The 15,597-nt window shown below is 69.2% G+C and carries 13 protein-coding genes; 7 read left to right on the top strand and 6 right to left on the bottom strand.

The window, feature by feature from the left end:
• The first annotated feature begins 54 nt into the window (after window positions 1-54).
• A complete protein-coding gene (locus MCAG_RS13235; protein ID WP_036373325.1) occupies window positions 55-1,449 on the top strand; it encodes a non-reducing end alpha-L-arabinofuranosidase family hydrolase in 1,395 nt (464 codons plus the stop codon).
• Between the two features lie 61 nt (window positions 1,450-1,510).
• Here MCAG_RS13235 and aceB read toward each other — a convergent pair whose 3' ends face one another.
• Together aceB and aceA are read right to left on the bottom strand one after the other, a co-directional pair.
• The gene (gene aceB, locus MCAG_RS13230; protein ID WP_036373324.1) at window positions 1,511-3,127 is read right to left on the bottom strand and encodes a malate synthase A; all 1,617 of its coding nucleotides are present in this window, start codon (window positions 3,125-3,127) and stop codon (window positions 1,511-1,513) included.
• The gene (gene aceA / locus MCAG_RS13225) at window positions 3,124-4,395 is read right to left on the bottom strand and encodes an isocitrate lyase (protein ID WP_036373322.1); all 1,272 of its coding nucleotides are present in this window, start codon (window positions 4,393-4,395) and stop codon (window positions 3,124-3,126) included. Before aceA ends, aceB begins: the two co-directional genes overlap by 4 nt.
• Window positions 4,396-4,592: 197 nt before the next feature.
• On the opposite strand from aceA, the gene MCAG_RS13220 reads away from it, so the two are divergent.
• On the top strand, window positions 4,593-6,017 hold the full coding sequence (locus MCAG_RS13220) for a short-chain fatty acyl-CoA regulator family protein (protein ID WP_232290148.1): 1,425 nt from the start codon (window positions 4,593-4,595) through the stop codon (window positions 6,015-6,017).
• Between the two features lie 163 nt (window positions 6,018-6,180).
• The gene (locus MCAG_RS13215; RefSeq protein WP_007073476.1) at window positions 6,181-6,795 is read left to right on the top strand and encodes a dihydrofolate reductase family protein; all 615 of its coding nucleotides are present in this window, start codon (window positions 6,181-6,183) and stop codon (window positions 6,793-6,795) included.
• A 30-nt stretch (window positions 6,796-6,825) separates the two neighbouring features.
• Here MCAG_RS13215 and nshR read toward each other — a convergent pair whose 3' ends face one another.
• Window positions 6,826-7,725 carry an NshR/TsnR family 23S rRNA methyltransferase gene (gene nshR, locus MCAG_RS13210; RefSeq protein ID WP_007073475.1) on the bottom strand — a complete coding sequence of 300 codons (900 nt, stop codon included), beginning with the start codon at window positions 7,723-7,725 and terminating at the stop codon, window positions 6,826-6,828.
• A gap of 106 nt (window positions 7,726-7,831) precedes the next feature.
• Here nshR and MCAG_RS13205 point away from each other — a divergent pair, with 106 nt between their 5' ends.
• Both MCAG_RS13205 and MCAG_RS13200 read left to right on the top strand, forming a co-directional pair.
• Window positions 7,832-8,149, top strand: a complete 318-nt coding sequence (locus tag MCAG_RS13205) for a helix-turn-helix domain-containing protein (RefSeq protein WP_036377042.1) — start codon at window positions 7,832-7,834, stop codon at window positions 8,147-8,149.
• Between the two features lie 19 nt (window positions 8,150-8,168).
• Window positions 8,169-8,663 (top strand): SRPBCC domain-containing protein, encoded by a 495-nt coding sequence (locus tag MCAG_RS13200; RefSeq protein ID WP_007073473.1) that lies wholly within the window; start codon window positions 8,169-8,171, stop codon window positions 8,661-8,663.
• 35 nt (window positions 8,664-8,698) lie between these two features.
• On the opposite strand, the gene MCAG_RS13195 is transcribed toward MCAG_RS13200, so the two are convergent.
• The 3 genes from MCAG_RS13195 to MCAG_RS13185 form a co-directional block, all read right to left on the bottom strand.
• Complete coding sequence (locus tag MCAG_RS13195; protein ID WP_198141550.1) at window positions 8,699-9,148, bottom strand: helix-turn-helix transcriptional regulator; 450 nt, start codon at window positions 9,146-9,148, stop codon at window positions 8,699-8,701.
• Window positions 9,149-9,309: 161 nt separating this feature from the next.
• Window positions 9,310-10,680 (bottom strand): PHB depolymerase family esterase, encoded by a 1,371-nt coding sequence (locus MCAG_RS13190; protein ID WP_050777949.1) that lies wholly within the window; start codon window positions 10,678-10,680, stop codon window positions 9,310-9,312.
• 161 nt (window positions 10,681-10,841) lie between these two features.
• The gene (locus MCAG_RS13185; protein ID WP_007073470.1) at window positions 10,842-11,924 is read right to left on the bottom strand and encodes an SMP-30/gluconolactonase/LRE family protein; all 1,083 of its coding nucleotides are present in this window, start codon (window positions 11,922-11,924) and stop codon (window positions 10,842-10,844) included.
• Between the two features lie 669 nt (window positions 11,925-12,593).
• Here MCAG_RS13185 and MCAG_RS13180 point away from each other — a divergent pair.
• Together MCAG_RS13180 and MCAG_RS13175 are read left to right on the top strand one after the other, a co-directional pair.
• Complete coding sequence (locus tag MCAG_RS13180; RefSeq protein ID WP_232290383.1) at window positions 12,594-14,624, top strand: family 43 glycosylhydrolase; 2,031 nt, start codon at window positions 12,594-12,596, stop codon at window positions 14,622-14,624.
• 360 nt (window positions 14,625-14,984) lie between these two features.
• The coding region (locus tag MCAG_RS13175; RefSeq protein WP_007073467.1) for an SAM-dependent methyltransferase at window positions 14,985-15,597 on the top strand (613 nt) is incomplete at its 3' end.

Genomic DNA, 15,597 nt, shown 5'->3' with positions numbered 1-15,597 from the left:
CATAACAAGATCCCGACAAATGCGTTGGCCGCCATCCCAACAGGAGGGTGCATTATGGCTAGATCCAAAGCGGCAAATGTCGGCGTGGTGTCGGCCGGCGTCGTGTTGCTGGCCTCGGCGACAGTCGCCGTGGCGGTGCCGGCCGGCGCAGCGGCTGCGGGCTGTTCGGTCAACTACACCGTGTCGTCGCAGTGGCAGGGCGGCTTCGGCGCCAACGTGTCGATCACGAACCTGGGCGACGCGTTGACAAGTTGGACCTTGACATGGTCGTTCGGCGCCGGGCAGCGGGTCGACCAGGTGTGGAACGCGACGGTGACGCAGAGCGGTTCGGCGGTGACCGCCAAGAACGTCGCCTACAACGGGTCCATCGCGACCAACGGTACGACCTCGTTCGGCTTCAACGGCTCGTGGACGAGCAGCAACCCGGTGCCGACGAGCTTCGCGCTGAACGGGGTCGCCTGCACCGGCGCCCCGGTGCCGACGACCCCGCCGACCACTTCACCGACGACCCCGCCGCCGACCACTCCGCCGCCGAGTACGTGCAACCTTCCGTCGACGTACCGGTGGTCGTCCACGGGCGTGCTGGCGCAGCCGAGGTCGGGCTGGGTGTCGCTGAAGGACTTCACCGTCGCCCCGTACAACGGCAAGCAGCTCGTCTACGCGACGACGCACGACTACGGCACAAGGTGGGGTTCGATGAACTTCAGCCTGTTCACGAACTGGTCGGAGATGGCCACGGCCAGCCAGAACGCGATGTCCTCCTCCACGGTCGCGCCGTCGCTGTTCTACTTCGCCCCGAAGAACATCTGGGTGCTCGCCTACCAGTGGGGCGGGCCGGCGTTCTCCTACCGCACGTCGAACGACCCCACCAACCCCAACGGGTGGTCCGCGCCGCAGACGCTGTTCTCCGGCAGCATCACCGGCTCCAACACGGGCCCCATCGACCAGGCCGTCATCGGTGACGACCGGAACATGTACCTGTTCTTCGCCGGGGACAACGGCAAGATCTACCGGGCCAGCATGCCCATCGGGAACTTCCCGGGCAGCTTCGGCACGTCGTACACCACCATCATGAGCGACACCACGAACAACCTGTTCGAGGCGGTCCAGGTCTACAAGCTCCAGGGCCAGAACCGCTACCTCATGATCGTCGAGGCCATCGGCGCGCAGGGCCGCTACTTCCGCTCGTTCACGGCCACCAGCCTGGACGGCTCGTGGACCCCGCAGGCCGCGACGGAGAGCAACCCCTTCGCCGGCAAGGCCAACAGCGGCGCCACCTGGACCAACGACATCAGCCACGGTGAACTGCTGCGCACCAGCGCCGACCAGACCATGACCGTCGACCCCTGCAACCTCCAACTGCTCTACCAGGGGCGCGACCCCCGCTCCGACGGCACGGACTACGGCCTCCTGCCGTACCGACCGGGCCTGCTGACCCTGCAACGCTAGTCACGATCAGGATCGGACGGCACTGACGCGGCGGGCTCGGCGCAAGGCCGGGCCCGCCGCGTCACCGACCGGCTGCCGGAGCCGTGACCGGGCGGCGCGGATCGAAGTGCCGGGCGTACGCGCCGGTGGTGAAGAATGCCGGCAGCTCCTCGCCGAACGCGGTGTCCTCGACGATCCGCGCGGCCCGCTCGGCGCGGTCCCGGTCGTTTCCCTCACGTTCGGCCAGCAGCGCGGCCAGTTCCTCCGCGAGGATCGACCGGACCGAATCGTCGGTCACGCAGCCGCCGCCGGCCAGCGGCGTGCTGTGGCGCAACCACTGCCAGACCTGGCAGCGGGCGATCTCGGCGGTCGCCGCGTCCTCCATCAGGTTCCACAGGGCCACCGCGCCGACACCGCCGAGCCACGCGTCGATGTAGCGCAGCGCGACCGCGATGTTGGAGCGCAGCCCTTCGGCGGTGACCTGACCCGGGGTCTTGTCGACCGCGAGCAGGTCGGCGGCGGCGACGCTGACGTCGTCCCGTAGCCGGTCGAGCTGGTGGGGGCGGTCGCCCAGCACCGCGTCGAACTCCTCGCGGCAGGTGTCGACCAGGCCGGGGTGGGCGACCCACGAGCCGTCGAACCCGTCGCCGGCCTCCCGCCGCTTGTCCGCCCGCACCCGGCCGAGGGCCACCTCGTTGACCTCCGGATCCCGGCTGGGGATGAACGCGGCCATCCCGCCGATGGCGTGCGCGCCCCGCCGGTGGCAGGTCGCCACCAGCAGCTCGGTGTAGGCGCGCATGAACGGCACCGTCATGGTGATGTCGGAGCGGTCCGGCAGGACGAAATCGGACCACTGACCGAAGTTCTTGATCACGCTGAAGATGTAGTCCCACCGTCCGGCGTTCAGGCCCGCCGAGTGCTCACGCAGCTCGTACAGGATCTCCTCCATCTCGAAGGCGGCGGTGATCGTCTCGATGAGCGTGGTGGCCCGAATGGTGCCACGCGGCAGGCCGAGTCGCTGCTGGGCGAAGACGAAGACGTCGTTCCACAGCCGCGCCTCGCGATGGCCCTCCAGCTTTGGCAGATAGAAGTACGGCCCGGCGCCCGCGTCGAGCTGCCGCCGGGCGCAGTGGAACAGGTAGAGCCCGAAGTCGACCAGGCTGGCCGAGATCGGCCGCCCGTCCACCGCGATGCCCTTCTCCACCAGGTGCCAGCCGCGCGGCCGGACGACGATCGTGGCCAGCTCGTCGCCGAGGGCGTACCGCTTGCCGCGCCGGTCGGTGAAGTCGATCCGCCGGTCCAGCGCGTCGATCAGGTTGAGCTGCCCGGCGACGACGTTGTGCCAGGTCGGGGCGGTGGCGTCCTCGAAGTCGGCGAGCCACACCCGGGCACCGGAGTTGAGCGCGTTGACGGTCATCCTGCGGTCGGTCGGTCCGGTGATCTCGACCCGCCGGTCGACCAGGCCGGGCGCGGGCGGGGCCACCCGCCAGGTCGGGTCGGAGCGGATCGCGCCCGTCTCCGGGAGGAAGTCGGGTAGCTGACCGGTGGCGTACCGGTCCCGGCGGGCCCGGCGGGTGTCCAGCAGGGCCACCCGGCGAGCCGCGAACTCGCTGTCCAGCTCGACCAGGAACTCCAGCGCCTCGGGGGTGAGGACCTCGTCGAACCGGTCCGCCATCGGGCCGATGATCTCGTACCTCATGCGAACTGCTCCTCCTCGGTGGATCCGCGCAGCGCGGTGGTCTCGGCGGCCGGGTTGAGCACCGTGCTGATCAGGTCGAAGTAGCCGGTGCCCACCTCGCGCTGGTGCCTGACGGCGGTGTAGCCGGCCGGCTCGGCGGCGAACTCCCGCTCCTGCAACGCCACGTAGGCGGACATGCCGTCGGCGGCGTAGCCACGGGCCAGGTCAAACATCGAGTAGTTGAGGGCGTGGAAGCCGGCCAGGGTGATGAACTGGAACTTGTAGCCCATGTGGCCGAGTTCCCGCTGGAACTTGGCGATGGTGGCGTCGTCGAGGTGTTTGCGCCAGTTGAACGACGGCGAGCAGTTGTAGGCGAGGAGCTGATCCGGGTACTGGTCCTTGATCGCCTCGGCGAACCGGCGGGCGATCTCCAGGTCCGGGGTGCTGGTCTCCATCCAGAGCAGGTCGGCGTGCGGCGCGTAGGCCAGGCCGCGGGCGACGCACGGCTCGATCCCGTTGCGCACCCGGTAGAAGCCCTCGGCGGTCCGCTCACCGGTGACGAAGGGCCGGTCCCGCTCGTCGACGTCAGTGGTGAGCAGCGTGGCGGCCTGCGCGTCGGTGCGGGCGATGACCACCGACGGCACCCCGGCGACATCGGCGGCGAGCCGCGCCGCCTCCAGCGTACGGATGTGCTGGCCGGTGGGGACGAGCACCTTCCCGCCGAGGTGGCCGCACTTCTTCTCGGCCGCGAGCTGGTCTTCCCAGTGCACGCCGGCCGCGCCGGCCACGATCATCGCGGTCATCAGCTCGTAGGCGTTGAGCGGCCCGCCGAAGCCGGCCTCGGCGTCGGCGACGATCGGTGCCAGCCAGTCTGTTCCGCCCTCGCCGCCCTCGGCGGTGGTGATCTGGGCGGCGCGCAGCAGGGCGTTGTTGATCCGGCGGACCACCGCGGGCACCGAGTTGGCCGGGTAGAGACTCTGGTCGGGGTAGGTGTGCCCGGCGAGGTTGGCGTCCGCGGCCACCTGCCAGCCGGAGAGGTAGATGGCTTTGAGCCCGCCCCGGACCATCTGCACGGCCTGGTTGCCGGTGAGCGCGCCCAGGGCGTGCAGGTAGTCCTCGCTGTGCATCAGCCGCCACAGCCGCTCGGCGCCGTGCCGTGCCAGGGTGTGTTCCTCCTGGATCACCCCGCGCAGGCGGATCACGTCCTGCGCGCGGTAACTGCGCCGCACTCCCCGCCAACGGGGGTCGGTCTCCCACTCGGTACGCAACTGCTCGACGGCGTTCTGCATGATGTCGTCCCCTCGACTTTCGGTGACGCCGGCGCTGCGTCGTGCCGTGGCGGCGTGAACGCGACGCCGGAGCGGCGTGTCGCCAACGGTCACACGGCGGTGGCGGCGGGGTCGAGGGACGGAAGAAGCCAAGTTCTGAGAAGTTCACACCCCCCTTTTGCGAAGTTGTGAAGAGGTATATTTGCATCCTGCCAACGGTGCTGGGCTGCCCAAAGACCAGCGAGGAGGTGGGGGCGATCACCAAGACCTTCGCGGGTGCGCGGCTGCGCCGGATGCGCGAGGACCGGGCGCTGAGCCAGTCGCGCCTGGCCCGTCTGCTGAACATCTCGCCCAGCTACCTCAACCAGATCGAACACGATTCGCGCCCGCTGACCGTTCCGGTGCTGATGCGCATCACCGAGGTGTTCGGCGTCGATCCGACCGTCTTCGCCCCGAGGGACACACCCCGACTGGTCGCCGGGTTGCGTGAGGCGCTCCCGGGCCGACCGAGCGTCGCCGATCTCACCGAGCTGGCCACCCGGCTGCCCGAGGTCGCGGAGGCCGTCCTCGATCTGCACCGTCGGTACCGGCAGGCGGACGAGCAGCTCGCCGAGCTGCTGGGCGATCGGGAGACGGTCGGCCGCAGCCCGCACGACCGGGTGACCGAGTTCTTCTACCGGCGGCAGAACTACCTGCCGGACCTGGACGAGGCGGCAGAGCGGCTGGCCGCGACCATCGGGCTGCGCCGTGGCGAGGTCCGGTCCGCCCTACAGGACCGACTCGCCCAGCGGCATGCCGTCCACGTCCGCCGCGACGACGCCGCCCTGCTCGGCGACGAGCTGCACCGCTACCGTCCGCAGACCCGCACCCTGCACCTGTCGACGTCGCTGCGGGCCGGGCAGGAGGCCATGCGGATGGCGGCGCAGATCGCGCTGCTGGAGTTCGCCGACGTGATCGACGAGATCGTGGAGGAGGAGCGCTTCGACGACGTCCAGACCCAGATCCTCACCCGGGTCGGCCTCGCGAACTACTTCGCCGCCGCGCTGATCCTGCCCTACGAGCGCTTTCTCGCGGCGGCGGAGCAGCACCGGTACGACATCGACCTGCTCACCCAGCACTTCGCGATGGGCTGGGAGACGGTGTGCCACCGGCTCAGCACGCTGCAACGGCCCCGGGCGCGTGGGGTGCCGTTCTCGTTCGTCCGGGTCGACCGCGCGGGCAACATGTCCAAGCGGCAGTCCGCCTCCGGCTTCCCGTTCTCGCTGACCGGCGGCACCTGTCCACTATGGAACGTATACGAGGCGTTCAGCTCGCCGGGCCGGGTCGTCGTGCAGGTCGCCGAGATGCCCGACGGGCAGCGCTACCTGTGGATCGCCCGGACCATCACCCGCCACCACGGCGGCTACAACCAACCCGGCAAGGTCTACGCGATCGGGCTCGGCTGCGAGACCCGGCACGCCGACCGGCTGGTCTACTCCGCCGGGATCGACCTGTACGCGGCCGACGCCACCACGTCGATCGGCCCCGGCTGCAAGACCTGCGAGCGGATGACCTGCCCGCAGCGCGCCGCCGCGCCGATCAGCGGCCAGCTCGACCTGGACGAGAACCGCAGCACGTTCATCCCGTACCCGTTGAAGGACTGAACGCGCCGGCGGCCTGGGCCCGTGCGTGAACCGCACCCCGGCGGACCCACGCCCCGACCGTCGTGCCTGGCCGAGTGGCCGGGCTTGGCCTGTTCGGCCGATGAGTTTGCGATGCTGCCCCGGTCTATCCGTCGGCACTACCTGACCCGAAGGGGGCACTCCGATGGCAAAGGTCATCTCCACGCTGTTCATCTCGGCCGACGGGGTCGCCGAGATCGACCCCGACTGGCACCTTCCGTACTTCGACGAGAACATGGGTCGCGCCGTCAGCGAGGACTACGACAGCGCCGACGTGTTGCTCATCGGACGCCCGACCTATGACAGCTTCGCCGGAGCCTGGCCCGACCGCGAGGCCCAGGGCGGGGACGACGCGCCGTTCGCCAAGCAACTCGGTGACGTGCGGAAGGTCGTCGTCTCCCGCCAGTCGCTGGAGTTCTCCTGGCGCAACTCCGAGCTGATCAAGGGCGACCTCCTCGATGCCGTCGCCTCGCTCAAGGCCGATGCCGGCAGCAGGGGCATCCTCATTCCGGGATCGATCTCGGTGGTGCAGCAGTTGCTCGCCGCGGGGCTGGTCGACGAGCTGCGTCTGCTGGTGCATCCGGTGGCGGCGCGCAAGGGCCGCAAGCTGTTCGACGACGGCGACGCGCCGTACCACCTGCGAGTGACGGCGACGGAGGTGTTCCCGACGGGCGTGATCCGGGTGATCTACGCGCCGGTCGCGGCACCCGAGAAGGTCGGCTACGACGAGGTCAAGGGCCAGGTGCCCCGAGGGGAGTAGCCGCCCTTGCCGCAACCGGCTTCCGCCGGGTCAGCGGCTCCGGCGGCCCGGGTACGCCGACCGGGTGGGCCTTCCGGTGCCGCGCCCGGCGGCCGGCCGGTCGGCTCGTGGCGCGTGCGGAGAACGCCGGTCGGCGAGGTTCCAGTGCCGGCGCTCGTACAGTGCGATCCCGGCGCAGACGGAGACGTTGAGCGACTCCGCCGCCGGGTTGATGGGGATCGACACCGAGTGGCTGGCGATGCTCTCGAAGGAACGTGACGTGCCGGTCTTCTCGCTGCCGAGCAGGAGGGCGAGCTGCTCGTCGGCGTCGCGCAGCTCGCTGACCGCGAGGTCGCCCTCGGTGTCGAAGGCGACCAGCGGGATGCCGGTGCGCCGGAAGTGGGCGATGGCGTCGGCCCGGGACGCGAGCACGATCGGCAGCGAGAAGACGTAGCCCCGGCTGGCCCGGACCAGGCGTCGGTCCGCGATGGTGGCGAGGTCACTGTCCACGAGCACGATGCCGGCGGCACCGAGCGCGAAGGACGTACGCACGATGGCACCGATGTTGCCGACGATCTTCACGCCGTCCAGGACGATGATGTCGCCGGTCGTGCGGGCCAGCTCGTCGAAGCTCCACGGCCTCGGGACCCGGGCTATCCCGAATGCCTTGGGCTTCTTGTCCGTCTTGAACAGGTCATTCATGATCGGGGACCCGACCAGGCGGACCGGGATGTCCCGCTGCTGGCAGGCGGCGAGCACCTCGCCCGGGAGGGGGCTGGTCTCCACCCCGTAGACCTCGATGAACTCCAGCCCTGCGCGGATGCCCTCCACGAGCGGCTCGGCATCCTCGATGAGCACGGTGCGGACAACGGACCGCGAGTGCTTGGTGACGTCGATGATTCGCTGCACGGCCGGATCCGACCGTTCGGTGATGACATCGAGGCTTGGCACGAAATCGACCCTAACAGAGGCGTGGTGGGCTCCCGTCCCGACGGGCGGGGCTGCTTGCGGCGGGCCCGGGTCACCGCTAACGTGCAACCACATGGTTGTAGGAGTGATGGCCGAGGAGGATGCCGACCGCATCTTCCACGCCCTCGCGGACGGCACCCGGCGCGACATCATCGCCCGGGTGATTCGCCACGCGGAGTCCGTTTCGGCGCTCGCCCGGCACTATCCGATGAGCTTCGCGGCGGTGCAGAAGCACGTCGCGGTGCTCGAAAGGGCCTCGCTCGTCACCAAGGAGCGGCGGGGGAGGGAGCAGATCGTGCACGCGGACATGGCCGTGCTCCGCCGGACAGCCCGGCTCCTGGGCGCGTACGAGGAGATCTGGCGGGAACGTGTGGCCCGCATCGATCGGCTACTCGCGGAAGACTGAGAAGAAGGGGAACCGAACCATGCCCGTGACGAGTACCCAGAAGGACGTCAAGGCGTTGACGCTGACCTACGTCGCCGAGTTCGACGCCGGAATCGAGCGTGTCTGGCAGGTGTGGGAGGACGCGCGCCAGCTGGAGCGGTGGTGGGGGCCGCCGACCTGGCCGGCCACGTTCGAGCAGCACGAATTCGTGGTGGGGGGCTGGTCCCACTACTACATGACCGGCCCGGAAGGCGAGAAGGCGCGTGGTTGGTGGCGTATCACGGCGCTCGACGCGCCGCACCGGCTGGAGTTCGACGACGGCTTCTCGGACGAGAACGGCAACCCGACCGACGCCGACCGGCCGACGCGTGCCGTCGTCACGCTGGAGGCGGACGGTGGCCGTACGCGGATGAAGCTGGTCAGCCGGTTCGTGGACGCCGAGCAGCTTGAGCAGATGGTGAACATGGGCATGGAAGAGGGCCTGCGCGAGGCCGTGGGCCAGATCGACGGCCTGCTCGCCGAGACGTCACGCTGACCCGCCCGGCGACGCGCACCGCGCCGCCGGGTGGATCAGCCCGGCGGCTGGCCGGGCCGCATCCTGACCGGCCTGGTCGCCTGCTTCGACACGCAGGCCGGCAGCCCCACCGTGCTGCGCGCGGCGCGCTGCCGGTAGGTGCTGGGCGGCATGCCGACCAGCTCGGTGAAGCGGGTGCTGAAGGTGCCCAGCGACGCACAGCCGACCGCGAAACAGACCTCGGTGACGCTGAGGTCGCCGCGACGTAGCAGCGCCATCGCGCGCTCGATGCGTCGTGTCATCAGATAGGAGTACGGCGACTCGCCGTAGGCGAGCCGGAACTGGCGGCTGAGGTGCCCGGCCGACATGTTTGCGCCCCGGGCGAGCGCCTCGACGTCCAGCGGCTGCGCGTACTCGCGGTCGATCCGGTCGCGGACCCGCCGCAGCCGCGCGAGGTCGCGTAGCCGCTGGGATTCGGCGGAACTGCTGGTCACCCCAGGGATCATGCCATCCCGCGTCGGGCGCCTCCCCACGACGGAAGGAGACGCCCGGGCGGAGGCGGCTGGGGCGCGTGGGAACCGAGGACCGCCGGCCAGAGCGCGACTCTGCGCGCTGGCGTCGTCGCCCTCGCGTCGTCGCCGTGCCACACCCGTAGCGCGGGGTTTCCTCAGCTCCGTAGCGTCCACTGTTGGTTGGCCTGGCCGTTGCAGGACCAGAGAATGACCTTGGTGCCGTTGGCGGTGCCTGCGGCGTTGGCGTCCAGGCAGAGCCCGGACTGGGCGTTGGTGATGGTGCCGTTGGCGTTGACGTTCCACTGCTGGTTGGCGCCGCCGTGGCAGTCCCAGATGATCACCTGGGTGCCGTTGCTGGTGCCCGCGCCGCTGGCGTCGAGGCACTTGCTGCCGTACACCTGGAGTTGCCTGCTCGCGGTGCGGGTCCAGCGTTGGGCGGTGCCGCCGGTGCAGTCCCACAGCTGCGTCTGGACGCCGTTGGTGGTGCTGGCGTTCGGCACCTCCAGGCAGCGGCCCGACTGGCCCCCCACCACCGCGACCCCGGCCGTCGGCGGCGGTGTCGTCGGCGACGGGGTCGGCGTGGTGGGGGTGCCGTCGAGGCCGAGGAAGGAGATGGCGTACGCGATCTGACCGGCCTGCGGCAGCTCGTGTCCCACCCCGCTGATGCTGACGCCCTCGATCGTCGCCCGGGTGCCGCTGTCGCCGTACCGGGCACGGGTCCAGTTCGACTGCGGGCGGTCGGTGAACACCGGGGTCTGGCTCAGCCCGTGCAGGTTGGTCCACTGCTTGATCTCTTCGCCGAAGTTCACGTACGACAGCGTGGTGTCGGTGGTCCCGTGCCAGAACTGCATCCGGGGATACCGGCCGGTGTAGCCGGGGTACATCGCGCGGGCGGCGTCGCCCCACTGCTGGGCGGTCTTGGTGAGCTGGCCACCGGCGCACTGGCTGTTCCAGGTGTTGGTGCTGCTACCGGTCGCGAAACAGGTGGCGGGCACCCCGCTGAACGCCGATCCCGCGGCGAACACGTCCGGGTACTGCGCCGCCATCACGTTGGTCATCATCGCCCCGGAGGAGAACCCGCTGACGTACACCCGGGCCGGGTCGACGTTGTGCCGCTGCTTGGCATAGTTGACCATGGAGATGATGCCGTCCGAGTCGCTTCCGCCGCCGCGCCGCAGCCCTTGTGGCGAGTACACGTCGAAGCACTTGCTGCTCCGGGTGACCTCCGGCAGCACGATGACGTAGCCGTACCGGTCGGCGGCGGTGACGTAGTCGCGACCGTTGCCGTTGAAGATCGCCGGCCCGGATCCGCCGCAGTAGTGGATCAGCACCAGCAACGCCGGCTTCGGTGCGACGTTGTCGGGCACGTAGAGGTACATGTTGAGGTTGCTCGGGTTGTTGCCGAAGTTGCTGACCTGGGTCAGCGATGCCGCCGCGGCCGGCTGTGCCGTCATCAGCACCGTCATGGCGAGCAGCGGCACGACCGCGGCGGCCGCCACCGCCCTGAGTAGACGCTTCACGGGCATGGTCTCCGATCTGGGTACGGGTTGTCGGCGACGTCGCCGAGGATGGTGGTGTGGGCCCGGCCCGGCGGTGCGCCGGGCCGGTGTCGGCCCGGGACTACTCGCCGAGGGTGGCGAGAGGGCGGGTTCGCACGCGATACGTCCCTGCCTGTGGAACCTGGCGGTCAGTACGGATAGCCGGGCACGTTGAGCCGCACGCTGTACAGGCCGGAGTCGTTCCTCGGGCCCGAGGTGACGTAGAGGGTCCGCCGGTCGGTCCCGCCGAACGCCACGTTGGTCGTGCCGGAGGAGGCGGCCCGGATCGTGCCGAGTTGGGTGCCCGTGGGGGAGTAGACGTGGACCAGGCCGTCGAAGCCCGACGCCCAGTACACGTTCCCGGCGCAGTCGATCGTGGCACCGTCCGGGCCACCGACGTAGTTGACGAACACGCTGCGGGAGCCGGTGCTGCCGTCGGCCCGGACGGCATACCGGTAGATCTTGTTCTCGCCGTAGGCGCCCACGTAGAGGGTGGTGCCGTCCGGGGAGAGCGCGATGCCGTTGGGCTGTCGCAGCGTGTCGTCCAGCAGCGACACCTGGCCGCCCGAGACGCGGAACACGCTGGTACGCCCGTTCATCTGGTCCGGGCGACCGCCGCGCTGGAAGTTGGGGTCGGTGAAGTAGACGACGCCGTCCGAGCGGACCGCCACGTCGTTCGGCGAGTTGAACGCCCGGCCCTGGTAGCCGGAGGCGATGACACCACGGGTCAGGTCGTTGATCCGGTACGACGAGACGCTGCGCCGGTCGTGCGTGGCGGCGACGAGCTGCTGCGCGTCGGGGCTGAGCGCGAGCCCGTTGCTGCCCGAGTCGGCGATGAACGTGTCGAAGGTCGCCGGCGGCGTGAACCGCCGGATCGTCGACGGCTGGACGTTCTCCGGCCCGGTGGCCGCGCCCATGTCGGACATCAGCAGGTAGCCCCGGTCGGCGAGCCAGACGGGCCCTTCGAGGAACGAGAATCCACTGCGGATCTTCGTGGCCGCGACCGACGTCGCCGGCAGGGGCGGGCCGTAGCCAGCGCCGGACGGGCATACGCCGGGTGGGGCCCCGGGCGGCCCCGCCAGGGCGTCGATGGCACGATCGGCCCCGATGTGATCGTTAACACCGTGGGCCGGAACGACCCGTGGGGGCGAGGCGGCGGCGCCCACCGGGACGGCGGCGGGCAGGGCGAGGCAGAGGCTGGCCAGTGCGGTGGCGGTGGCACGTAGGGGCATGGGGCTCCGATCGGCGAGCGGGCCAGCCGTCGTTGGTGGTTGCGGGGTGGTGCGGTGACGGCTCTGGTCGGATTGACGAAGACATTGGGCAGCATAAGTGAGGAACCGCCGGACCGCATGGGTTCCGCACCGTCGATTTGTGCGATGGTCCAGAAACTACTTGTTAAGACGCTTGTCGATACGATCAGGTGGTGGTCCGGCTGTGGACTCCAACCGGCGGTCTGCCGTCATGTGAAGCGATCCTCATGCCTTTTGAATCCGGCGTGAACGGTTCACGCCGCGCGGCGTGGCGTGGACCGCCACGCCGGATCGGCCATGGCTCTGCGTGCCGGCAGCGCAACGCCCGCCCCAGGGGTTCGAGCCGGGGGCGAGGGTCGGTCACCCCGATCCACCTGCGGCGACCGGTCGTTCGGGGTATCGCCGCCGGCGGCGGGGTTCGCCGCCCTTGAACCCGGCGAAACAGTCCAGTAACATCGCTTCTCTTCGATGGATTCCATCGGAGGTGATCGAAGTCCACGCGCCGCAGTGCCTCTCGCGTCGGGATGTTAGCGCTAACAAATCCATACTGATAGGAGATGATCGATGGGTTCGCTCGCGTCTGCCCGGCCGGTCGGGGTGGCGTCCCAGCCGCGTCCCCGCCGCCGGAGGTGGTTGGTGGCATTGGTGGCGATGGTGACCGCGTTGGCCGGTGGTGTCGCCGTCGTGGTTGCTCCGCCGGTGGCGTCGGCGGCGACCGTGGATACCAGCGCCTGGTATGTGCTGGTGAATCGCAACAGCGGCAAGGCGTTGGATGTGTACAACCAGGCTACGGGCGACGGGGCGCGAATCACGCAGTGGACGCGTAACGACGGGGCGTGGCAGCAGTGGCAGTTCGTGGATTCTGGTGGTGGGTACTACCGGTTGCGGTCGAGGCATTCCGGCAAGGTGCTGGACGTGTACAACTTTTCGACGGCCGATGGTGCGTCGATTGTGCAGTGGAGCGACGGCAACGGGACGAATCAGCAGTTCCGGTTGGCTGATTCGGCCGGTGGCTACGTGCGGTTGATCAACCGGAACAGCAACAAGGCCGTGGAGGTGCAGAACGCGTCGACGGCTGATGGTGGAAACATCGTGCAGTACAGCGACTGGGGTGGCAACAACCAGCAGTGGCAGCTCGTGCCCATCGGCGGCACCACCCCCACCACGCCGCCGCCCAGCGGAGGGCAGTTCACGAACCCCGTGGTGTGGCAGGACTTCGCCGATGGCGACATCATCCGCGTGGGCGACGCCTACTACTACTCGGCCTCGACGATGCACTACTCGCCGGGTGCGCCTATCCTGCGCTCCTACGACCTGGTGAACTGGGAGTACGCCGGCCACTCGGTGCCGAACCTGGACTTCGGCTCCAACGCCTACAACCTGACCGGCGGGCGGGCCTACGTCAAGGGAATCTGGGCGTCGGCGTTCAACTACCGGCCGAGCAACAGCACCTACTACTGGGTCGGCTGCGTCGAGTTCAACCGCACGTACGTGTACACGTCGGCGGCCGTGGACGGCAACTGGCAGAAGCGCTCACAGATCAACAACTGCTACTACGACGCGGGCCTGCTGATCGACGACAACGACACGATGTACGTGGCGTACGGCAACGGGAACATCAGCGTGGCGCAGCTGTCGGCGGACGGGCTGTCCCAGGTCCGCACGCAGCAGGTCTTCTCCACGCCGGCCAGCGTCGGCACGCTGGAGGGCGCGCGTTTCTACAAGCGCAACGGCAGCTACTACATCTGGCTGACCCGCCCGGCCAACGGCCAGTACGTGCTGAAGTCCAGCTCGCCGTTCGGGCCGTACGAAATGCGTCAGGTGCTGTTGGACCTGCCCGGGCCGATCTCCGGTGGCGGGGTCCCGCACCAGGGCGGCCTGGTGCAGACCCAGAACGGCGACTGGTACTACATGGCGTTCACCGACGCCTACCCGGGTGGCCGGATGCCGACCCTGGCACCCATCACCTGGACCGCCGACGGTTGGCCGGTCGTGCAGACCGTCAACGGACGGTGGGGGGTCAACTACCCGAAGCCGAACATCACCACGTCCCGGACGGTGCAGCCGATGATTGGCCCGGAAACCTTCACCGGGCCCACCCTCGGGCACCGGTGGGAGTGGAACCACAACCCGGACACCAGCAAGTACAGCGTCAACAACGGGCTGCGGTTGCAGACCGCGACGGTGACGAACGACCTCTACTCGGCCCGGAACACCGTCACCCACCGCATCCAGGGCCCCAGCTCCACCGGGACGATCGAACTCGACTACTCGACCATGGCCAACGGTGACCGGGCCGGGCTCGCCATGCTGCGCGACTCGTCGGCGTGGATCGGCGTCAAACGCGACAACGGCACGACCAGGGTGGTGATGACCAACGGTCTCACCATGAGCACCGGGAGCTGGAACACCGTCGGAACCGGCGTCGAGCAGGCGAGTGCCAACATCTCGGGCGGCCGGATCTGGCTACGGATCAACGCCGACATCCGGCCCGGATCCGGGCGACAGGCCCGCTTCTCGTACAGCACCGACGGGGTGAACTTCACCGCCCTCGGGCCGGCGTTCACGTTGAACAGCGACTGGCAGTTCTTCATGGGCTACCGGTTCGGGATCTTCAACTACGCCACCCAGGCGCTCGGCGGCGCCGTCACCGTCCGACGCTTCGACATCGCCACTCCCTAGCACCGACCGCGACTCCGCCCGTCACGCGGCCCGGTGGCGATGCACCGCCGGGCCGCGTGACGTTCCACCTGAAACAGCCTGATCGCTTCGTGGGCCCCACAACTGGCCATGGAGTCGAACCCGTTTCACCCGTTTGAACATCACGAAGACACGAAGACCTGCTCCTCTGCGCCACCGCCTATTGCGTCAATGGCTGGAATGGACTGTCGCGTACCCCTGCGGCTGTCGGCCAGGCGCTCACGGAATCGACGTTTGGGGCTCGCTCATCTACCCTCAGTGCACACCCGGCCCTCATTCGTGGGCCGGCGTCGGTTCGGCAGCCATGAGTGTCGTGGTCTCCCCGCCATAGTGTGACCAACCATGGCCTTGTTCGAAGGGATCGAAGCGTTGACGAGCGAGAAGGTGGCGCCGCCGGGCGTCGACACCACCCGGCCCAGCATCGCCCGGGTCTACGACTACTACCTCGGCGGCAAGGACAACTTCGCGGTCGACCGGCAGGCCGCCCAAATGGCGTTGCAGGTGACGCCGGACGGCCAGGAGGCGGGTCATGCCTGCCGTGCCTTTCTCCGTCGCTCGGTCCGGTATCTGGCCGCCGAAGCCGGCATCCGGCAGTTCCTCGACCTCGGCTCCGGGTTGCCCACCCAGGGCAACGTGCACGAGATCGCCCACGAGGTGGACCCGGATGCCCGGGTGGTCTACGTGGACAACGACCCCATGGCCCTCGCGCACGGTCGGGCTCTGCTCGCGGACGCCCGGACCACCACCGTAATCGGGGCCGACGTCCGGCAGCCCGAGGAACTGCTGGAACAGCTCAACGAACAGAAGTTGATCGACTTCGACCAGCCGGTCGGGTTGCTGCTTCTGGCGATACTGCACCACCTGAACGACGACGACGACCCGCTGGGGCGTCGCCCGGCGGCTCATCGCCGCCCCTGCCCTCCGGGCAGCTACCTGGCCATCTCGCACTTTCCAC

Source organism: Micromonospora sp. ATCC 39149, assembly GCF_000158815.1.
Lineage (GTDB): Bacteria > Actinomycetota > Actinomycetes > Mycobacteriales > Micromonosporaceae > Micromonospora.
Note: the sequence above shows the minus strand (reverse complement) of the source record. Positions and strands in the feature narration are given on the sequence as shown.

What these genes read in the sequence shown, in the direction of transcription:
- MCAG_RS13185 (WP_007073470.1), bottom strand. Translation starts at nt 11,924, where the DNA reads ATGCCCCTACGTGCCACCGCCACCGCACTGGCCAGCCTCTGCCTCGCC.
- MCAG_RS13205 (WP_036377042.1), top strand. Translation starts at nt 7,832, where the DNA reads ATGGCCGAGGAGGATGCCGACCGCATCTTCCACGCCCTCGCGGACGGC.
- MCAG_RS13190 (WP_050777949.1), bottom strand. Translation starts at nt 10,680, where the DNA reads ATGCCCGTGAAGCGTCTACTCAGGGCGGTGGCGGCCGCCGCGGTCGTG.
- MCAG_RS13215 (WP_007073476.1), top strand. Translation starts at nt 6,181, where the DNA reads ATGGCAAAGGTCATCTCCACGCTGTTCATCTCGGCCGACGGGGTCGCC.
- aceA (WP_036373322.1), bottom strand. Translation starts at nt 4,395, where the DNA reads ATGCAGAACGCCGTCGAGCAGTTGCGTACCGAGTGGGAGACCGACCCC.
- aceB (WP_036373324.1), bottom strand. Translation starts at nt 3,127, where the DNA reads ATGAGGTACGAGATCATCGGCCCGATGGCGGACCGGTTCGACGAGGTC.
- MCAG_RS13235 (WP_036373325.1), top strand. Translation starts at nt 55, where the DNA reads ATGGCTAGATCCAAAGCGGCAAATGTCGGCGTGGTGTCGGCCGGCGTC.
- MCAG_RS13195 (WP_198141550.1), bottom strand. Translation starts at nt 9,148, where the DNA reads ATGATCCCTGGGGTGACCAGCAGTTCCGCCGAATCCCAGCGGCTACGC.
- MCAG_RS13200 (WP_007073473.1), top strand. Translation starts at nt 8,169, where the DNA reads ATGCCCGTGACGAGTACCCAGAAGGACGTCAAGGCGTTGACGCTGACC.
- MCAG_RS13180 (WP_232290383.1), top strand. Translation starts at nt 12,594, where the DNA reads ATGGTGACCGCGTTGGCCGGTGGTGTCGCCGTCGTGGTTGCTCCGCCG.